Below are 20111 nucleotides of genomic sequence, written 5' to 3'. Positions count from 1 at the left end.
GTCGCCCGGCAACGTCGAGAAGACAGAAATGACCCATTGGCGCACGATTTGATGCGCAAACGGAGTGAGGTGAATAGTGACCCCCGATACTGCGCAGCGAGTCGAACAGGCGCCTGCTCCGATCGTCGACATTGGCGCGTTGATCGATAGCCAGCCACTGAGCACCTTCCAGAAATGGATCATGGTGATGATCGGTTGCTCGGTGGTGATGGATGGGTTCGACGTGCAGACCATGGGTTTTGTCGCGCCTGCGATTGTCCGTGCGTGGGGCATCAGCCCGGCCGAACTCGGCCCCATCTTCGGTGCCGGTTTGCTGGGGATGCTCGCGGGCTCCATCGTTCTCGGCGCCATGGCCGATCGCGCGGGGCGTCGGCCGGTGCTCATCGGCGCGACTGTTTTCTATGGGCTATGCATGCTCGGTACCACCCTGGTTCAGAGTGTGCCGGAATTTCTTGTCCTTCGTTTCCTGACCGGTTTCGGTATCGGCGGCGTGATGGGTAACGCTATCGCGTTGGTCAGCGAATACAGTCCGCAGAAATATCGGGCATCGCTGATGACCTGGGTCTCGTGTGGCTTCACGGGTGGGGCAATTGCTGGAGGACTTCTCTGCGCAGCCTTGCTTCCGTCGATGGGCTGGAGGTCGGTGTTCTTCGTTGGGGGCGTATTGCCGCTGCTCATTGCCGTCCCGATGGCCAGGTATCTGCCGGAATCGCTCCAACTGCTGGTGGTCAAACAGCGCAGCCTGGAAAGGGTGGCTCAGTGGCTTGGGCGAATCGCGCCGAACGTCCAGCTTGCACCGGGGACCCGCTTTGCCGTTCGCGGGCAGCCGCAAGCGAAGGCCTCCGTTGGCGAGCTCTTTCGCCACGGTCGCGGCACGACTACGCTGTTGCTATGGGGGATCAACTTCGCGAACCTGCTTGATCTCTTTTTCCTGTCGAACTGGCTTCCGATGCTTTCCTTGCGAGTTGGCCACGGGGTGTCGACGGCTGTACTCATCGGCACCTCGTTGCAGATCGGCGGTACTGCGGGTGCGCTGCTGCTGGGCCCGTTGATGGACCGTTTCGGCTTCTATCGTGTCCTGGCGCTCAGTTTTCTGGTGGCGACATTTTCGGTGGCATCGGTTGGTCTTCCCGATCTATCAACGGGGTTGCGCTATGCCGTCGTGCTGATAAGCGGAATCTGCATCGTCGGTGGGCAGCCGGCGGTCAACGCGTTGACCGCGACGCTCTATCCAACCTCGCTGCGGGCCACCGGGGTCGGCTGGAGTCTGGGAATCGGCCGGGCAGGCTCAATTATCGGTCCTGTCGTGGCCGGACAACTGATCAGGCTGCAATGGTCGAATACCGCGTTGTTTGTCGCGGCTGCGGTGCCCGCATTGGCATCGTGTCTGATGCTTGTTTTCCTTAGCCGCGCTTCGACGAGAAATCGGATCGATTGCGTTGAGTGTTAGTGGGTTGCGACAGATTTAGATAAAAGAAAAACAGCAAAGCACTGTCGTGTCAACGACAGATTGCCCAATCAGCCAACCTGGATAATGACCCCGTCGTCGTTCGAATACGACCGCGAAAGGTCGTACCGTTAGCGATCTGGTACGGCTGCTCAAGCGGGGCGGTGCGGCTCGAACGGTTCAATCGAATGGGCAGGTGGTTGCCTGACAATGGACTCGAGTTCGGCGGTATCTACCAAGGTGATTCGGCCGTACCGGACGCGCACGAGTTGCCGGTCTATGAACCAGCGCAGCTCCTTGTTGACGTGCTGGCGTGAGGCCATGAGCAGCGCAGCCAGATCTTCCTGCGACAGACGGATGCCGAGCGTCACGCCATCGTTATCAGTGTGGCCGTAGCGTTTGCCGAGTGCGAGTAAATGGCCGGCGAGGCGCGCGCGAAACGACATCAAACCAAGATTGCCGAGGCAGTCGTGAAGGTGGCGTGCACGCGTGGCAAGTAGCCGGAGCAGGCTTGCGTTGAGCGTTGGATCGCGTTCGAGTGCGGCGTTCAACGCATCTGCGGGAATGTGAAAAAGCCGGGTGAGTCCGCGCGCCCGCTGGTTATGAATGGAGCGCTGATCGGTCATCACGGCGGTGAGATTGGCCAGCTCGCCCGGCGGGATGAACGTCTCGACGGCTCGAATGCCCTGAGCGCTTGGCCATCCCCATTCGAGCATGCCGGAAAGAATGATGTGGACATCCGTGCAGGGATCGTTGGCGAGATAAATCAGCTCGCCATCTGCATACGTGCGCAGATAGCCAGCTTCGACGAGGGCGTCGAGGACGGCTTCCGGCCACGCGCGCAGGGCTTCATGGTTACGGAACGCAGTCCATATGATCTCCCGCTGCCTGTGTGACAGGTCGCGGCCGCTCGACTGCAATGGCAGATTTGCCGCTGCTTTGGCGGAGATGTCTTCAGCGCGGTCGACCGGGGAAAGGTTTCGGGGTGAAGCTTGCATGCGGCAGTCCGGTTCGGAGTGTTTGAGGCGAGTATCGATAAACGCGAGCTGTGCGAATGAAATGTCTCGGGCGATAAACGATAAACGATAAACGCGTTTCGCGGCATGGATGAAGGGCCGCTTTAAGGACGTTTTTTCTTGTGAGCCGCCGGACGTCAGCCGGCGGGACGTTGGAACGCGAGCCGTTTGGATCTCGCCCTAATGGGAGAAGATTTACATGAGTCAACCGATTGTGAGCGGCGGCGCGCTGGACGATGCAACCGCAGCCACGCGTCATGATGTCGATGTGCTCGTCATCGGTGGCGGTCCGGCCGGCACCTGGGCCGCGATTAGCGCTGCAGCGAGAGGGGCGACGGTCGTGCTCGCGGACAAGGGCTTCTGCGGGACGTCGGGCGCGACGGCGCCGTCAGGCACCGCGATCTGGTATGTCTCGCCGCTGAGCGATACGCGCGAGCGGGCGAAACAGAGCCGTTTTGATCTGGGAGGCCAGCTTGCGGAACACGACTGGATGGATCGCGTCCTTGAGCAAACCTGGGTGAACGTCCACCAACTTGCGGAATGGGGCTATCCGTTTCCCGTCGACGAAAACGGCGAGGCGCAGCGCACATCGCTGCAGGGGCCGGATTATATGCGGCTGATGCGCAAGCGCGTGAAGGAGAGCGGTGCATGCATCCTCAATCACAACCCGGCCCTCGAACTACTCGTGGATGGGGGCGGCGCGGTTGCCGGCGCGCGCGGCGTGCAGCGCCAGAGCGGGGGAACGTGGGTCGTGCGCGCGAAGGCCGTGGTGATTGCAACGGGCGGCTGCGCGTTTCAGAGCCGCGCGCTCGGCTGCAACGTGCTGACTGGCGACGGCCACTTGATGGCCGCCGAGGTGGGCGCGGAGATGTCCGGCATGGAGTTCTCGAATGCCTATGGTCTTGGTCCGGCATTCGCTTCGGTCACCAAATCTCTCTTCTATAAGTGGGCGACGTTCTACGACGAGCAGGGCGTGAAGCTCGAGGGAGCGGGCTCGGCATTCGGGCGCAGCGTCATCGCGCGCGAGCTGCAGACGCGCCGTGTTTTCGCCTGTCTCGATCGAGCCGACGAACAGGTTCGCGTGTGGATGCGCACGGCGCAACCGAACTTCTTCGTGCCTTTCGACCGGCTGGGAATCGATCCCTTCACCCAGCACTTCCCGGTAACGCTCAGGTTGGAAGGGACGGTTCGCGGAACCGGTGGCCTGCATGTCACGGGCCGCGATTGTTCGACGTCGCTGGAGGGTCTCTATGCTTCAGGCGACGCCGCGACACGCGAGATGATTTGCGGCGGGTTCACCGGAGGCGGTAGCCACAACGCAGCATGGGCGATGTCGTCGGGTTTCTGGGCGGGTGCCGGTGCTGCCGACCACGCGCTCGCGAAGCGTCGCGCCGGGGCCGGCATCGGCATCGGCATCGGCAGACTCTATTGCGCGGGCGATGTCGGCTTGCGCGACACGTCGCACAACACGTCCTTTGACAGCGCGAGTGTCGTGAAGGCCGTGCAAGACGAGGTGTTCCCCTATGAGCGTAACTGGACGCGCAGCGGCGACCTGCTGGATGATTCGCTCAGCCGCCTCGATGCACTGTGGGCGAGCTTGCGCGCAAGCTCGCCGGCACGCGATGCGCACGAGGTCGTGCGTGCGCGAGAGGCGGCGGCGATGGTGGCGACCGCGCGCTGGATGTATCGCAGCGCGCAGGTACGTACCGAGACGCGCGGCATGCATCGACGCGTGGAATATAAGTCGATCGATGCCGGGCAGCGCCACAGGTTGATCAGCGGAGGTCTCGACGACGTATGGGTCCGCAGCAAGGAGGTGGACACGGGGTTGGTGCCGGCTGAACATCAAGGAGCCCATGCATGATCGAAATTTTGAGCGAATCGCGCTGCACGGGATGCAATATCTGCGTGCGCGCATGTCCCACCAACGTGTTCGAGGCGGTGGAAGGCGGCATTCCGCGGATCGCGAGGCAGAACGACTGTCAGACCTGCTTCATGTGCGAGCTGTACTGTCCGGCGGATGCCCTGTTCGTCGCGCCGCAGGCCGATGCCGCCGTCGAGGTGGACGAAGCACGTCTTCCGCACGGTGTACACCTCGGCAGCTATCGCGAAGCACTCGGCTGGGGTCCAGGTCGCAGCTCTACCGCCGCGCTTGACGCAAGTTACGCACTGCTGACGCCTATCCATTGATGAAAGACGGCAGCAATGCCATAGCTTCGACGAGACGCCGCACCCCTCGTCAGAGGGGTAGCGGCACCGCTCACTCGGGCACGAAGCCGGTCTTGCCCTCGAACATCACGGACTCTGCAATGTCCTTTTGCGCCTGCAGCGCGGCCAGACTCCTGGTGTAGCCGGCTTCCAGCACCGAATAGGCATCTCCGCCGAGGACGGTGCGCAGCGGCGGCTCCGGCATCTGGCTGACCGTATAGATGGCGTCGGCCATTTTCACGGGGTCGCCCGAAGCGTATGCGTCGCCGTTCTCCGCGATCCAGCGGCGCAGCTTCCCAACCGCGCTGTCCTTGTATTCATCGAGTTCTGTGGTCCAGCGGATATTGGCCACGAAGCCGGTCTTGATGGAGCCCGGTTCGATGATGATGGTCTTGATACCGAACTCGGCGATTTCCTGGCTCACCGCTTCGGCAAAACCTTCCAGACCGAACTTCGCGGCGTGGTACAGCGCGCCTCCCGGGAAGGCCGCACGTCCGCCGACGCTGGTGACATGGATGAACGTGCCGCGTTTCCTGGCGCGCAACGCGCCGAGGAAGGCGCGCGTGACGTGGATAGGTGCCAGCAGATTCAGCGCAATCTGCTGCTCGATATCGGCCTCGCTCATTTCCTCCATCGCGCCGATCACGGCGCCGCCCGCGTTGTTGACGACCACGTCGACATCGGAATGGCGCGCTGCGGCGGCCCGAACCTGTTCGTGATCGGCGAGGTCGACCGACTCCACCTGGAGCAGATCCGGATGGGCCTGCTTCAGCGCCTGCATCGCTTCGACACGCCGCACGGCTGCAACCACAGGATGCCCCTGGGCCAGTACTTTTTCGGTGAGGGCGAGCCCGAGACCGCCGGACGCGCCGGTAATGAACCACTTCTGATTTGCCATGATACCGTTCTCCTTACAAATAATGAGCGCGTACGCGCTCAATAATGATCGAAAATTTTTAAACCGTGATTGCCCGCCAGGCGACATGGAAGCCGAGTTGCAGGTGACGTTCGGCGCTCTCGGGGTGCTTGTCGACGTACTCGATCGTCGTGTCGGCGATGTGCTCGATTATGGACGAAAGAAATGCGATCGAGGCATCAACCAGCACGCCATCGCGCACGGCGTCCTCCATCATCTGGGATATCGCCAGAAACGGTCCCATTCCCTGTGCCCGTGTGTCGTCGAGTATGTGGCCGGAAGCCGAAAGCCGCGAGAGGGCGAAGCGCCCAGCCGCGTTGGCCAGCCCCCAATTCACATAGCGCTCGAAGACGTGCTGCATGCGCTGGCGATAGCCCGCCTCGTGCGGATAGTCCGGCATCACGGATCGCGCCAGATCCTGCTTCAGGTGCAGGTACAGTTCCTGGAACAAGGCGTCCTTGCTCTCGAAGTAGGTGAACAAGGTGCCTTCGGCCACACCGGCGCGCCGGGCGATGCCCGCCGTGGTGGCCAGCACGCCCTGTTCAGCAACGGTCTGCGTTGCGGACAGCAGCAGGGCGCCGCGTTTTTCCGGACTCAAAGGGCGTGCCATCGTATGCCTGCATAAATATAGAGTGATTACGCGCTCAATTATAACTACTTTTTGGGATGAGCGCCGACCTGAAGACGGGGCGAAGAATGACACGTCAGCCGCGAACGAGCCGAGTCAAGTCAAACAAGGTCATCAAGCGCGCCGGCGTTTTCGTACACCTTGAGCAGCATGGTGCGAAGCACCTGGACGTCGTTTGCCGTGAAACCGCTCAGTATCACCAACTCATGTTGCTTCGCGACCGGGACGATGCGCAGCGCCAGTTCGTCTCCCTTGCTTGTCAGGGCAATCCTGATCGATCGTCCATCCGTCGTGCTCTTCTCGCGCTTGACGAGCTCCTGGCTCTCAAGACGGTCAATGATCCTCGACAGCGCGGAAATATCCGATGTCGCGTGCACCGACAATTCAGACAAGGTCTGGTGCGGAACGTACAGCAGCGAGGCACAGACCCGCCACTCGCTGAGGTTCAGGCCGAACGGTTTCAGTGCCTTCGCGAATGCGTTGCCCATCCGGCCTCCGGCACGTGTCAACAGGAACGGAATCGCCTGCTCGAGTTCTTGTGGTCGCTTGGGTGTCTTCATGGTCATCGGTGGGTTGCGGGTTTACATGGGTACGTATATTTGAAAAATCAACTATACTCCACTTCAAATGTAGTTGAAAAATCAAATAAATGTTACCCGGGCGAATTCGGATAGTCAGCTTCCTTTCTGAGTGAGCAACGCGTCATACGCTGAACCAGGGCAGACGTGAGGGAGGAGTCGGATCAATCGAGCCTGGTTGGATATGAAAGGTTCAGAGTTCGTCCTTCAATAACTTCATTGGCATTACTAATAAAAATAACAATTGTAGCGACGATTTACGCGAACGGAGATCGGATTTGGACACTCAAGTCATCATTGTCGGCGCTGGCCCGGTAGGACTGACACTTGCGATCGACCTTGGCAAGCGCGGCATAGCGTGTGTGCTTGTCGAGCAAAAGGCAGAGCCTCAGTTTCTGCCGAAAATGGAGCGTTGCAACGCGCGCACCATGGAGATCTTCCGGCGGCTTGATCTCGCGGACTGCATCCGGGCTGCCGGCATGCCCGAAGACGTCCCCATGGACATCCAGATCATCCGCTCCATGACCGAGCCTCCGATTCTGCGCTTGCCCTATCCGTCGGTGGCGGAGGCTCGCGCGCTCACGCACGAGAGCCACGACGGCAGCCTTCCGCTCGAGCCCTATCAGCTCATCTCGCAGTACACACTGGAGCCGCTTCTTCTTGAGGTGGCCGAGCAATTGCCGGCGGTCACGGTGATGCGGGGTACGACGTTTCTGGAATTCACCGAGCAGGACGATGGCGTTCTGGTCGCGGTCAATGCCGCCGACGGTGTGAGAAGAACCTTGAAGGCCGCCTACCTCGTGGGCTGCGACGGTGGCGCGAGCCATGTACGCAAGCAACTGGGCATCCGTCTGGAGGGCGAGGGCGACATTGCGCGATTGAGGCAGGGCCTGTTCTACTGCGAGCAACTCTACGAGCGGCTTCCGATGGGCAACGGGCCGAGCCGGGGGCGGCACTATCTGGTGGCGGGCGGGCCTCCCACTTTCATGATCATGCAGGATTCCACACGACATTGGACGGTCCATTCCGCCGTCGAGAGCGATGACGAGATGCGGCGGATGTTCGAGCGGATCATCGGCGATGCGTTGCCCTACGAGATGCTGTATTGCGCGGAATGGCGGCAGAATCTGCTGCTGGCCGAACGCTATGGAAAGGGACGGGTGTTTCTCGCAGGCGATGCAGTGCACCTCGTGATTCCTACTGGCGGTCTTGGCATGAACACCGGCGTTGGTGATGCCACCGATCTTGCCTGGAAGCTGGCCGCCACGCTGCAAGGGTGGGGCGGCCCGGGCTTGTTGGCCTCCTACGAAGTTGAACGGCGCCAGATTGGCGAGCGGGTTGTCGGCGCATCGCGCTACGCGTCGCTTGGATATCGCGCATGGTTGGCCGAGGTGCGCCCGGAGATCGGGGACGATACGCCCGCAGGGTCGACTGCTCGTGCTCACCTGGCCGTTGTGGCGAACGTGGAGCAGCGCAAGTCGAACGAGATGATCGGAGCGGAACTGGGCTATCGCTATGTGGACTCGCCCATTATCGACAATGTACCGGGAGGGCCGCAGCACGATCTGCGTGCCTATCTTCCCACGACGTGGCCGGGCGCGCGGCTTCCCCATATGTGGCTCACCGACGGAAGCGCCATCCAGGACCGATTACGGCCGGAGCGCTACACGTTGATCGACGTCACGGGTGGGCATGATGCGGGCCCGCTTCTCGCCGCGTTCGAAGCGCTCGGCGCGCCGCTCGACGTGCTCGTGCTCGCGGATTCGGCGCTTCGCACCGTCTATGAGCGCGACCTCATCCTCGTGCGGCCCGACATGCATGTCGCGTGGCGCGGCGACCGGCTTCCGCAGGCCGTCGATGATCTCGCCGCGAAGGTGACAGGACATCGCGACATCAACCGCGCATCAGGTTCGATCAGCAGCGGCTGACCGAGCCGGCTGAATCGAAGCAAATCCATATTCGGTCAGCACTACGCAGCAGGCTCGACGCGCGACGGCGCAGGGGTGCCGTCGTCTTGATATTTCAACAACATAGGAGACGAGAAAATGAGCGCACGGTTGAATCGGGCCAGAGGTGGGTATTCATGGCACCGGCTGTTTTGGTGGACGCTCACGTCGCTTGCGGCATGTGCGTCAGGCGTATCGCATGCGCAGAGTTCTGTCACCCTATATGGGATCATCGATACCGGCGTCGAATATGTGACGAACGTCGGTGCTAAAAAATCCAGCTCAGTGCACATGCCGTCTCTCACAGCCTCGCTACCATCGCTGTGGGGCCTTCGTGGCAAAGAGGATCTGGGTGGTGGTCTGAGTGCGGTTTTTGTATTGGAGTCGGGGTTTGCTCCCGGACAGGGCACGCTGAATCAAGGGGGACGTCTGTTTGGCAGGCAGGCCTATGTCGGGCTTGCGGGGCGGTGGGGGACCTTGACCCTCGGGCGGCAATATTCGCAAATCTTCTGGGCGGTATTAACGGGCGACACGCTGGCGCCGAATATCTTTGCCGCCGCCGATCTTGACCCCTACTTGACCCAGCCGCGCGTTGACAATTCGATCGCCTATACCTTCACGTCGTCGGGACTGACTGTGAGCGCGATGTATTCACTGGGACGTGACGTGGCCGATAGTGCGCCGGCCGGAGGGTGCGCCGGCCAATCGCCGACTGACTGGCGGGCCTGCAAATCAATGTCCGCGATGGTGAAATATGACGCCGGGAAATGGGGTGCGGCAGCGGCCATCGATCGCAACTACGGTGGGGGCGGCACTGGCTCGCCCTTGCCACTTAGCTCGCAAACCGATACACGCGCCGTCATCGACGGCTACGTGAAGTTTGGCAATTCGACTTTCGGAGCGGGATTCCAACACCGGATCAATCACGGAGCACAGACGCCGAAAGTCTTCGACGCGACCAGCAACTATTGGTGGGTCGGTGGATCCTATTTGCCCGTTCCATATATTGCGCTTGACGCACAGTTCGGTCATATCACCGTGAGCGGCCACGACTTGGGAGGCTCCGTGATCGCAGCGCGCGCGATGTACTTCCTGTCCAAGGGCACTGCGGTGTACGTCACGGCAGGGCATGTGTTTAACCAGCGTAACGCAGCGTTCTCGATTGACGGTGGCGTGGTGCCGCCCGCTTCGACGCCATTGCCAGGCGTGAGTCAAACCGGTGCGATGGTGGGTATTCGACACCTGTTCTAAATGTCCTGCGGCCGCTCGATTGCATCGTGAGGATAACAATATGTTCTCTTTGAATACGCTATTCGCCATCGTTTATCCACACAGTTGATCGTGACGGCTTGCTCGCCCGCATGATCCATTTTCCAAAGTAGCAAGAGGCTCAAGACAGATATGAAACCCCGATTCCGTCAACTGATATTGGCCGCTACGGTTGCCATGTCGCCCTTTCTGGGTGTTGCACATGCGCAGGTCGATACATCGAAAAGCATGGTGACCGCCACCTCGAAGCAGATGAACGTACCTGTCGACGGGACGTTCAGAAAGTTCACTGCGCAGCTCGTCTTCGATCCGGCCAAGCCGACGGCGGGCAGCGCGCAACTGACCATCGACACCGCCAGCTATGATCTCGGCGACCAAAGCTACAACCAGCAGGTGCGTGGCAAAGACTGGTTCGACACGGCGCAGTTTCCCAACGCCACATTCGTCTCGAGCACCATTGCACCGGCTGGCGGCAACCAGTTCAAGGTCAGTGGCAAGCTGACCATCAAGGGCAAGTCTGAAAACGTGACGGTGCCGGTCACCGTCACGCAGCAGGGTGCGACGCAAACCTTCGACGGCACTTTGCCGATCAAGCGTAGCCAGTTCGACATCGGCTCAGGCGAATGGAAAGACACGTCGGTCGTCGCCGACGAAGTGTCGATCAGGTTTCACATTGTTGAAGCCAAAAAGTAAGCAGCAAAACCGCTCAGACTCCCCAGGAGGATCACAATGAAGAAGCAACTTTTGGCCGTAGCGATCGCCGCTCTGGCAGCAGGCACATCGTTCGGCGCAAAGGCAGCGGAGACCACGTATCAACTGGATCCCACGCACACGTACCCCAGCTTTGAAGCCGATCACTTCGGTGGCGTCTCGATCTGGCGCGGCAAGTTCAACAAGAGCAGCGGCACAGTGAAGATCGATCGCGAAGCCAGGACCGGCACGCTGGAAGCGACTATTGACATGACGTCAGTGGATATCGGCAACAATACGCTGGATACGGCGTTGAAGAGCCCGAAATTCTTCGATGCCACTCAATTCCCGACCGCTGTCTATAAGGGCAAGTCGATGACGTTCAAGGGCGATGTGCCGGTCGAAGTGATCGGCGAGTTGACCCTGCACGGTGTGACGAAGCCGCTGAATCTGAAGATCGAGTCGTTCAAGTGCTTCCAGAACCCGCTGCTCAAGCGCGAAGTGTGCGGCACAGATTCGACCGCGAGTTTCGACCGGTCGGACTTTGGCGTTGACATGGGCAAGACTTACGGCTTCAGGATGCAAACGGTGCTGCACATCCAGGCTGAAGGTATCAAACAATAAGGCGGCATCGCCCAGTCATATGGGGCGATTTTCATCGGACCGCGATACCAGACAAGGCTCCTCACGCGCAACGTTCAGCTTGCGCGAGGGGAGCCGCGCGCCGGATCACGGCGTGTATTTGGTGATTTTTTGCCCTTGCACGCCGAGACCTGCCATCAATCATTGCTGACCGTAGATGAACGCATAGACGTCGGATTTCAGGGTCGTGGTGGTCATCGATTTGCCCATTCCCGCGTCCACGACCACGACGCTCGGGCCGACGCCGACCGACCATCCGTCGCTCGCGTTGAGGTAGTTGATGGCTGAATCGCTCATCAGGAACATGGCTTCAGAAAAGGTTTGTCCGCCCGCTTGCAATCCCCAGGAGACTGCTCTCGCGGTGTAGTAGCCCATTACCGTTCCATCGGGGGCGAACATCACCCCCTTGCCGCCTTGCGCGCCGGCGATGAGCCCCACTTTCAGAATATCGGGGAATACCAGAACCGCTTTGGCCTGTTGCTGAATTTGTTGTGTCCGTGGCGCGTCGGATTGTTCGCGGCCTCGAAGGGCGGTGATGGTGCGGCCCATACCGGTTGCGGGACGCTTCGAGTGGAATAAATAGTGGTGTTGCGCGCACGTAAAGACAATTGGACCTTGGTCCAATTGCACGTTGCAGCGCGGAGCGCAAGATATCGAATCGCCACGTGCGCAACCAGAGACGGAGGACCGCAGGGTGAACCACCTCGTCGATGCGGCAGTCGTATTCGCGTGCGTTTTCGGCAGTGCGCTGCTTGGTTCGTATCTGCGCCGCGTGCTGCCACAGCACCACCTCAGCGATGAATCCACCGGTGTGGTCAAACTGGCGACCGGTCTTGTTGCAACCATGGCCGCATTGGTGCTGGGCCTGCTGATTTCGTCGGCGAAAGACTCTTTCGACACCATGAATACGGAGCTTTTGCATAGCGCTGCCGCTATCGTTCGTCTTGATCGCGTGCTGGCCCACTATGGTCCGGAGACTCAGGAGATTCGCAGCGCGCTTAAACGCACAACCGAGGCTTCGGTTGCGGCGATGTCTTCCGGCGATCCCGCTCAGCTGGCCAGATTGAGCAGCCCCGAAGCCGTGGCCCGCGGAGAAGCATTTCAGCGTCAAGTGGAGGAACTCTCGCCGCACACCGATACGCAGCGTCAATTGCAGGCGCGGGCGCTGCAAATCGTCGACGATGTATTAGCTACGCGATGGCTCGCGCTTCTTCAGCAAACGGGTTCGATTCCGATACCGTTGCTCGTGGTTCTGGTGTCGTGGCTGGCGATCCTCTTTGGCACGTTTGGCCTGTTTGCACCTCGCAACGGCACGACGATGACGGCGCTCGTGATGTGTGCACTGTCGACTTCCGGTGCAATCTTCCTGATCATGGAAATGAATACGCCGCTCGGCGGAATAGTAAAAATATCTTTCGCACCGATGCGCGCGGCGCTCGATATTCTCGGGCATTAAGCATTAAACACTAGGCATAAAACACTAGGTAAAATGCATTAGGTAGTGGGAGTCAGGCGCTGCGTTTTTTGCGAATCCGCTACACAGCTGCATTGCCAGACAGGGCTCAATTGAACCAGTGGTATTGAAGCGCGATCGAGATTGTCTGGAAATTGCCGCCCACACGCGTTACCAGGCCACGCGACCACGCGAGTTTGGCGGACCATTTCGCTGCCAGCGGCACGGACAGCGTGACACCGTATCGTGCTGGGTGCGCGTCGCACAAATTCTTCCGGAGAGAGTGCCGGGTCGCCGAGCAGGTTCGCCGCGATCTTGAAGTGCACGTCGCCGAGACCCGAGCGGTATTGCTGCTGAAAAACACCCTTCACGTCGCCGTTCGCATTCGCGTTCGCATAGGGCACCGACACCGCGGTACTCACGGTACGTCCCGCGACCCCGAAACTGTGCGAATAGCCGAGCGAAAAGATGTTGATATGTGCCTGCACATTGGTGATTGGCAACGATGGATCGAACGATACGTCGCCGCTCGAACGTGCATAGTCGAATACCGCGAAATTGGTAGCCACCGGCACAGCAGAATAGGCTCGCGGCTCCATCTCCTGTGCGTGAATCGACAGTGCGGACATCGAGCACAGCAGAGCCACGCGAACCGAAAGCGCCGTGATTTCGGGGCTGTGCGATTCGAATCGTTCGTTGCATGCGGCATAGTGGTCAAATCCACTTATGCTGCTGCCTGCAATAGGACTAAGGTCCAATATGCATGCGAGCGGATGAGGCTAATCTGGAAGTCGTGGCAGGCGTAGCCGTGCATGTGCTTGTGCCTGCTGCCTCAGGAGACGACCATGAAAGTGTTGTTCGTGTTGATAGCCTTTGCGCTTTCATCCAATGTATTCGCGGAATGCACCACTAATGCGCGAGGTATGACCGAATGCAATAACGGGCAGGCGGCCGGCGGCTATAACCCGAACACCGGCAACGCATGGAAGGCGCAAAAGAATCAGAACGGTGTCACGACAACAACGACGAGCAAAGGCGGGGAAGCCAAGACCAAAAACGGTAAGGGCGTATATAAGAGTCCGAGCGGACAGACCTGCTATCGCACGGCCAATGGTCACGGGTGCAATTGATGGGATGTGAAACTGTGTTACCAATCGATGAAGCACTTGGACAGGTTGAATTTGGTCACATTCGTCGGCGGACCGAAATATGTGCAAAAGAAATACCTCAATCACGTTTACATGTTTAACCGTCCGTACTAGGATTAATTTTGCCGGTTGAAAGCGTTCCGCAGATGTAACTCCTACCGGTGCACTCGTTCCGCATGCGTCCACAGACAGCGCGTATCTTCGTCGACTTGTTAACTGTCTAAAGAGACGATGAGCCTGCTGTTCAAGAGGCGCAGTCTCGCGCCGATGTTCAGCAAGACTTTTGGCAACCAATCTCGCGGTGCCGAATCTTGAGAGGCCGTTCGGACATGAGCTTCGTCATGCCTGCTATCGTCATTTTGCAAACCGCGATCATTCTCGGGTTGCTGGTGCTCGGATTGCGGCATCGCGCATCTGCGGCGTTCAGCAGTGTTAATCCGCCAATTGCCGGAGCGAATTCTCGCGACCGCGGGATGCCCGGTGAGCATGCGGCGCATTCAGCGCATCTCGAACTGGCGGATAAAGCGGCTCTACATGATTCCTTAAATCAACCCCGTCAATCGGAATGTCAGCGTCCCGAACAATTTCTCACCCCTCCCGCGGTTTTCGGTGCGCCAGATAGCGGTCTACCGGCATCGCGCGCGAGACGGCGTTTTACGGATCGGCTTCGCATGATGACCTCCGCGAGAACCGCGCGCAGGAGAACTCATGATGACGTCGCGCGAGCGGTGCTCGTGCACGATTCACACGCTGACGATGACAATGACGAACAGGTAAGCGGCGAGCATTATTTTCGTGAGGTACTGGCGTTATTGCCGCTAGCGACGCTGATGCTCGACGGGCGCGGCGTGATGGCAATGGTCAATCCGAAAGCGGATCGGCTCTTCGGTTATGACCGTAACGAGCTGCCAGGCAAGCCGGTGGAAATGCTGATTCACGCGCTGCGTTTCGACAGCCACGCGTCACGCTGGGATGCTCCCCCAGCCACGCAGCAATTGTGCAGGTTCTTGCCGCTGGACGATCTATGCGCGCGCCGTAAGGACGGCACCGAGTTTCGTGCCGACATCGACCTGTGTGCATTTCGTTTCGGTGGTGAAAACGTCACGCTCGCATTCGTCATCGACAAGACTGACCGGTATGAGTTACGCCGCCAGCGCGAGGATCTTGCGCATCTGACACGCGTATCGACGATGGGACAACTCGCTTCCTCGCTCGCACATGAGTTGAATCAGCCGCTTACCGCGATACTCAGCAACGTGCAGGCTGCGCAGCGTTTCATGATGGCCGATCCGATCGATCTGGCCGAGTTGCGCGATATTCTTAACGATATTGTCCAGGACGATTACCGGGCCAGCGAGGTGATCCGGCGGATTCGCGCGGTCGTCAAGAAGGGTGGTCTCGAGGTGATTCCTCTCGACCTCGCCGGCGTGATGCGCGATGTGGTGGCGCTGGTGCATAGCGATGCGATCGTGCGCGGTACGCGCGTGACGCTCGATATCGACTCGACATTGCCGCCAGTGCGCGGCGATCGGGTTCAATTGCAGCAGGTCATGCTGAATTTGTTGCTGAATGCGTTCGACGCGATGAATGAGGTCCCACCCGTCGACCGTATGGTGTGCGTCACGCTCAAACCGGCCGACAACGGCATGGTGTTGATCGCTGTTCGCGATCGGGGCCATGGACTGACCGCCGATAAGCTGGACAAGATCTTTAAGCCGTTTTTTACATCAAAACCCCAAGGGCTCGGTTTGGGATTGTCGATCAGCCGTTCCATTATCGACATGCACCGCGGGCGACTATGGGCCGAAAATAACAACGATCGAGGCGCGACATTCTACGTGGCATTGCCGGTTGGCGATGCCACGCCGGAGGATAAGTCGCGATAAAGGCCATGACTGAATCCGATTCGCTTGTCTTTGTCGTCGACGACGACGATTCCGTGCGCCGTGCGTTGGCGCGTCTGATCCACTCCGCTGGTTACCGTGTCGAAGCATACGGCAATGCCCGCGCGTTTCTCGAACGGTTGCGCGAGGTCGATTCTCCGGCCTGCCTGATTCTTGACGTGCAATTGCCTGACCTGGACGGGCTGACATTGCAGCGCGAACTCAAAGCGATGCTACCGATCATCTTCGTCACGGGTCATGGCGATATCGCCATGACAGTGGGCGCGATGAAAGCAGGGGCCACCGATTTTTTGGCAAAACCTGTGAACGATTGCGATCTGCTCCGCGCGATCGAAGCCGCTTTCGAACGCGTTGCAGAGACTCGCGCGGCGCGTTGCGAGCTGGATGCGATCCGTGGCCGGTTGGACAAGCTCACGCCGCGTGAAAAGGAAGTCATGGCGCTCGTGGTCACGGGCCGCCTGAACAAGCAGGTGGCAAGCGAGCTTGGCACGGTCGAAAAGACCATCAAGGCTCATCGCGCGCGCGTGATGGCGAAGATGGAAGTCACTTCGCTGGCCCAACTCGTGCGCGTCGCGGACAAAGTCGGTCTCGGCGGTGCGGGCGAAACCCACGTTTCGCGCTGAAGTCATTGCAGTCCGTTAGCCGTAGTGTGGCCCGGTTCGGGGCCTGCTCAGGTGCGCGTGTCGCCGAAGGGCCGCACGGCCGATCCGTGTGCGGTTCGCAAAAGGTCCGCACGGTCCACACCCGGCCCGCACCTGATCCCTACTCGATCGACACGGGACCAAGGTCCAATATCCGTGAACCTTTCCGCCTCGTAGGCTTTCGTCTGGGGGAGTGCGCTGACCCGCGTATTCCCGGACACCGGACTACTCTCCATGGGAAAACTCAAACCATTCGTTGTCGTCGTCGATGACGATGAATCGGTGAGCCGGGCGATCAAGCGCTTGCTTCGCTCCATCGGGATCGCTGCCGAAACGTTCGCCAGCGGCGACGCGTTCCTCGACGTTCTCGCCTCGATGCCGTCGTATCGACCCGACTGCGTCATTCTCGACGTGCAGATGCCCGGGCTCAATGGACTCGAAGTCCAGCGGCGCTTGTCCGGCAAAGGCATGCCCGTGATCTTCATTACTGCACACGACGAGATCAGCGTACGCGAGCATGCGCTCGCGGCCGGTACGGTTGCCTGGCTGCGCAAGCCTTTCAACGATGAACTGTTCGTGAAGACGGTGCGCGCCGCGCTCGACGGTGTACCGCCTGTCTGACGAGCAATTGCATAGGCCCGTACCGCGAATTCGCACGCTGGCGGACTATCTCGAGCGCCATCCAGAGGCACTGATCCGCGGCAAGCTGGAGGATAAGAAATGATGCGCCCATCCTTAATCGTAGCAGTGGCGTTGGCGCTCGCCGCGTTGTACGGTTGCGCTTCGTCGCCCAAGTCGGACTTCTACACGTTGAGCCCGGCGGCCGCGCAGACGGACATGCCGCCTGCAGCGCCGATTGCGGTCCTGATCACGGTGGTGACCGTGCCCGATCTCGTCGACCGGCCGCAGATCGTGGTGCGCTCCGGTGACAACAAGGTGGATATCGACGAATTCGCCCGCTGGGCCGATCCTTTGAAAAGCCAGATCCCGCGTGTGGTACGCGCCGACCTGGGGCAGTTGCTGAACGTCCCGCTTGTCTCCACCTATGCGATGGGCGGCGATCCGGCGTCGGCTTACCGGGTACAACTCGACATCCAGCGCTTCGATGCGGCGCTTGGCGACGCGGTGACGGTTGACGTGTTGTGGTCGGTCGCGTCGCCGGGGAAGAAACCGGCGCTAAGCGGCCGAAGCACGGTCCACGAGCCTTGCACCGGCGCCGGCTTCGATGGTGTGGTCGCGGCATACAGCAGGGCGCTCGGAACGGTGAGCCGCGATATTGCCAGCGCGATCCGCCCGGCGTCGCCTTGAAGGGCGCTCGAGCATGACGTCGCGCGTAGGACGGCATCTGCGATGCAGGCTGTACGACGCTCGTGCGAGCTGCCTCCCGAATGGACGTCGACCGGCATGTGCGAGTCGAATAGCGCAGGTTATCCACAGAAAATGTTCATATCCTTGTGGACAAGTCCTGGCCAAAGCCGCCAAGTGATTGAGCGCAGAGCGATTTCCTGATCGGTACGGCGAACCCGCACATCCAGGCAGACCCAGGCAGACCATCGGCAACGCGCCGCTCATTCCACCGGCGAGGCCAGCAGCGACACCGGCACGCCTTGACAACTCACCCTGGCCACGAGCGCCGCGCCGAGATCGGCGCTTGCTCTAGTGTGCGCATCGAACGATGACTCTTCCTTGTCGACTCGCAGAATGTTAATCGGCCACGATGCCCGGGCGAGCCGTTCGTGCGCAAAGGACCCGACCCACAGCGGCGTGGCGGACGCGCCGTTCTCCACGGCATAGCCGCTCGGCCAGAAACGCAGGACGTCGCGTTCGTCGCGCGTGTCGCCGGGGCGCATGAGGACCAGTGACGAAGGCACGCCGTTGTTCAGCTTCGGCAATACCGGCAGCGATGTCGCCGCGACGTTCGGCGAGGCAAGCGAGAGCAGGCTGCGCGCCGACAGGTCCGTGCCCTCGATCCATCCCTGGGCGCGCAGTTGCCCCCTGATCGAATCGAGGTTCGACACCCATTGCAGCGTGAGCGGTTCCTTGTGGTCGCCGCCCATGTCCGAGCGATAGCATGGCAGTCTTTTCCACAGCGACACTGTCCACTGCGCTTGCGTGACCAGCACGGGCTGCGGGTGAGGCATGTGGTCCGGCGCCGCTGCCAGGGGATTGACGCTCAGTTGCAGGCCCACGCTCGCGAGCATGACCACCAGAACCACGACCGGCATGAAGCCGCGTGAGGGCGGCACTTCCGGATACCGTAATATCGCCGTCAGCGAGACGATGGCTACCCAAATGTACGCGAGCGCGGCGCCGCCGATCGCGTCGGAGACCCAGTACCTGCCGAAGTAAAGTCCTGCGAGCGCGACCATGATCACGACCACCATACTCGCGGTCGCCACGAGCAAACCTTCCAGCATGCCGACCCGTCGCACGAGCAGGAACGCGAGGAAGCCGTAGACGATCACCGTCGCGGCGACGTGATTGCTCGGAAACACGTACGCGTCGGACAGGAGTTCATTGGGCGGCGCGCGGTGCATGGCGAACTGCAGGGCGAAAATCAGCAATTGGGAAAACACGACCGCGGCGAGCCAGTAGCCGATGGCGCGCCAACGCCGCTCGAGCAGCATCCACACCACCACGGTCACGACCACCGCCGTCAGCGTGAAGACGCTGCCGAGTGTCGCCACGCCTGCAAGGACCGTGTCGCTCCATGGCGTGCGCACCGATTGCAGGAAGTGATAGACGGACAGATCCACGCTCACCAGCGGATCACCGCTGACGACGTCATCGAGCACGCCGAAGAAGAGCGCACCCGCCGCGAGCACGACCAGCGACGTCAACACGATGCTGCTGGCATCCGGCTGTTCGGGGTCGAGCAGCCGTCGCGCGAATCGGCCGAACGGGCCTGGGTGGCGGCACGCCCAGCTTCCCAGGTAGCGTCCCGCCGCGCTCGACCACGCACCGGCATGCGAGACCAGGAACTCCATCGCGCGATAGCTCAGCCAGACGATGCCCACCAGCAACGCGATGATGACAACGAGGCGGAACGACACCGCGCCGGCCAGCAGCACCGAGGCGCCGAAGACCACGCCCGGCAGGATATGCGCGGGAGCCCACAGCAGCGCCGACAGTACATTCATGCCGTAGAAGCGCAGCGGCGTCATGCCCAGCATGCCTGCCACCACCGGCACGATCGCTCGTAGTGGTCCGACGAAGCGGGCGAACACGACACCTTTGGCACCATGTTTCTGAAAGAAGCGGTGGCCGGCGTCGAGTATCTGCGGGTGGGTGCGAAACGGCCAGAACTGGACGATCCTGTCTTTGTAGCGGCCACCGATCCAGAAGCTCATGCCGTCCCCGGCGATGGCGCCGGCGATCGCCCACAGGAACACCCAGCCGAGGCTCAGTGAACCGGTGCCGGCCAGCGCGCCGGCGAGGAACATCGCAGTGCTGCCCGGGATGAAGGTGCCAATGACGGCGACGGCCTCCAGGAAGGCCGCAAGAAAGACGACCGTGAGCATCCACGCCGGATGGCCGGCAAGCAGATGCAAAAGGTGGATGTAGGCGTGCTCCATCGTGCGCGATCAGCCGTTCTGGCGTAACGGTTGATCATAACGCGCACGGC

20 protein-coding genes are annotated in these 20111 nt (G+C 60.6%); 13 read left to right on the top strand and 7 right to left on the bottom strand.

All coding sequences use genetic code 11. From position 1 onward, the window contains the following. Positions 1–76 precede the first annotated feature (76 nt). Entirely contained in the window at positions 77–1450 is a 1374-nt protein-coding gene (locus FSO04_RS27335) for an MFS transporter (protein ID WP_168435867.1), read from the top strand. A gap of 149 nt (positions 1451–1599) precedes the next feature. Here FSO04_RS27335 and FSO04_RS27330 read toward each other — a convergent pair whose 3' ends face one another. Further along, the gene (locus FSO04_RS27330) at positions 1600–2445 is read right to left on the bottom strand and encodes a Crp/Fnr family transcriptional regulator (protein WP_154564384.1); all 846 of its coding nucleotides are present in this window, start codon (positions 2443–2445) and stop codon (positions 1600–1602) included. 217 nt (positions 2446–2662) lie between these two features. Between FSO04_RS27330 and FSO04_RS27325 the strand changes: the two genes are divergently transcribed. Next, positions 2663–4327, top strand: coding sequence for an FAD-dependent oxidoreductase (locus FSO04_RS27325; RefSeq protein ID WP_154564382.1), 1665 nt, complete (start codon positions 2663–2665; stop codon positions 4325–4327). Then, positions 4324–4653 carry a 4Fe-4S dicluster domain-containing protein gene (locus FSO04_RS27320; protein WP_154564380.1) on the top strand — a complete coding sequence of 110 codons (330 nt, stop codon included), beginning with the start codon at positions 4324–4326 and terminating at the stop codon, positions 4651–4653. The genes FSO04_RS27325 and FSO04_RS27320 overlap by 4 nt, the downstream gene beginning before the upstream one ends. Before the next feature lie 70 nt (positions 4654–4723). Here FSO04_RS27320 and FSO04_RS27315 read toward each other — a convergent pair whose 3' ends face one another. From FSO04_RS27315 to FSO04_RS27305, 3 genes are all read right to left on the bottom strand, one after another. Beyond that, a complete protein-coding gene (locus FSO04_RS27315) occupies positions 4724–5569 on the bottom strand; it encodes an SDR family NAD(P)-dependent oxidoreductase (RefSeq protein ID WP_154564378.1) in 846 nt (281 codons plus the stop codon). A gap of 58 nt (positions 5570–5627) precedes the next feature. Then, positions 5628–6197, bottom strand: coding sequence for a TetR/AcrR family transcriptional regulator (locus FSO04_RS27310; protein ID WP_154564375.1), 570 nt, complete (start codon positions 6195–6197; stop codon positions 5628–5630). A gap of 119 nt (positions 6198–6316) precedes the next feature. Next, a complete protein-coding gene (locus FSO04_RS27305) occupies positions 6317–6703 on the bottom strand; it encodes a MarR family winged helix-turn-helix transcriptional regulator (protein WP_325063536.1) in 387 nt (128 codons plus the stop codon). 368 nt (positions 6704–7071) lie between these two features. Between FSO04_RS27305 and FSO04_RS27300 the strand changes: the two genes are divergently transcribed. The 4 genes from FSO04_RS27300 (at position 7072) to FSO04_RS27285 (ending at position 11322) form a co-directional block, all read left to right on the top strand. Continuing rightward, positions 7072–8721 (top strand): FAD-dependent monooxygenase, encoded by a 1650-nt coding sequence (locus tag FSO04_RS27300; protein WP_154564371.1) that lies wholly within the window; start codon positions 7072–7074, stop codon positions 8719–8721. A 117-nt stretch (positions 8722–8838) separates the two neighbouring features. Continuing rightward, complete coding sequence (locus FSO04_RS27295) at positions 8839–9990, top strand: porin (protein WP_154564369.1); 1152 nt, start codon at positions 8839–8841, stop codon at positions 9988–9990. A 150-nt stretch (positions 9991–10140) separates the two neighbouring features. After that, a complete protein-coding gene (locus FSO04_RS27290; protein ID WP_154564367.1) occupies positions 10141–10701 on the top strand; it encodes a YceI family protein in 561 nt (186 codons plus the stop codon). Positions 10702–10737: 36 nt separating this feature from the next. Beyond that, the gene (locus tag FSO04_RS27285) at positions 10738–11322 is read left to right on the top strand and encodes a YceI family protein (protein ID WP_154564365.1); all 585 of its coding nucleotides are present in this window, start codon (positions 10738–10740) and stop codon (positions 11320–11322) included. 159 nt (positions 11323–11481) lie between these two features. Here FSO04_RS27285 and FSO04_RS27280 read toward each other — a convergent pair whose 3' ends face one another. Continuing rightward, positions 11482–11889, bottom strand: a complete 408-nt coding sequence (locus FSO04_RS27280; protein ID WP_154564363.1) for a lipid-binding SYLF domain-containing protein — start codon at positions 11887–11889, stop codon at positions 11482–11484. A 145-nt stretch (positions 11890–12034) separates the two neighbouring features. Here FSO04_RS27280 and FSO04_RS27275 point away from each other — a divergent pair, with 145 nt between their 5' ends. Then, the gene (locus FSO04_RS27275) at positions 12035–12796 is read left to right on the top strand and encodes a bestrophin-like domain (protein ID WP_168435866.1); all 762 of its coding nucleotides are present in this window, start codon (positions 12035–12037) and stop codon (positions 12794–12796) included. Positions 12797–12834: 38 nt separating this feature from the next. Here the strand turns inward: FSO04_RS27275 and FSO04_RS27270 are convergent, their stop codons facing one another. Beyond that, on the bottom strand, positions 12835–13422 hold the full coding sequence (locus FSO04_RS27270; protein WP_233464996.1) for a hypothetical protein: 588 nt from the start codon (positions 13420–13422) through the stop codon (positions 12835–12837). 216 nt (positions 13423–13638) lie between these two features. Here FSO04_RS27270 and FSO04_RS27265 point away from each other — a divergent pair, with 216 nt between their 5' ends. The 5 genes from FSO04_RS27265 (at position 13639) to FSO04_RS27245 (ending at position 17794) form a co-directional block, all read left to right on the top strand. Further along, positions 13639–13923 (top strand): hypothetical protein, encoded by a 285-nt coding sequence (locus FSO04_RS27265; protein WP_054039195.1) that lies wholly within the window; start codon positions 13639–13641, stop codon positions 13921–13923. Between the two features lie 689 nt (positions 13924–14612). After that, positions 14613–15827, top strand: a complete 1215-nt coding sequence (locus FSO04_RS27260; protein WP_166618254.1) for a PAS domain-containing sensor histidine kinase — start codon at positions 14613–14615, stop codon at positions 15825–15827. A 5-nt stretch (positions 15828–15832) separates the two neighbouring features. After that, a complete protein-coding gene (locus tag FSO04_RS27255; RefSeq protein WP_154564357.1) occupies positions 15833–16468 on the top strand; it encodes a response regulator transcription factor in 636 nt (211 codons plus the stop codon). Positions 16469–16720: 252 nt separating this feature from the next. Beyond that, positions 16721–17107: a response regulator transcription factor gene (locus tag FSO04_RS27250; RefSeq protein WP_154564355.1), complete on the top strand. Its 387-nt coding sequence runs from the start codon at positions 16721–16723 to the stop codon at positions 17105–17107. 99 nt (positions 17108–17206) lie between these two features. After that, entirely contained in the window at positions 17207–17794 is a 588-nt protein-coding gene (locus FSO04_RS27245; RefSeq protein WP_154564353.1) for a PqiC family protein, read from the top strand. 260 nt (positions 17795–18054) lie between these two features. Here FSO04_RS27245 and FSO04_RS27240 read toward each other — a convergent pair whose 3' ends face one another. After that, positions 18055–20061 carry a bifunctional DedA family/phosphatase PAP2 family protein gene (locus FSO04_RS27240; protein WP_154564351.1) on the bottom strand — a complete coding sequence of 669 codons (2007 nt, stop codon included), beginning with the start codon at positions 20059–20061 and terminating at the stop codon, positions 18055–18057. Positions 20062–20111 lie beyond the last annotated feature (50 nt).

It is taken from the genome of Paraburkholderia madseniana (genome assembly GCF_009690905.1).
Lineage (GTDB): Bacteria > Pseudomonadota > Gammaproteobacteria > Burkholderiales > Burkholderiaceae > Paraburkholderia > Paraburkholderia madseniana.
Note: the sequence above shows the minus strand (reverse complement) of the source record. Positions and strands in the feature narration are given on the sequence as shown.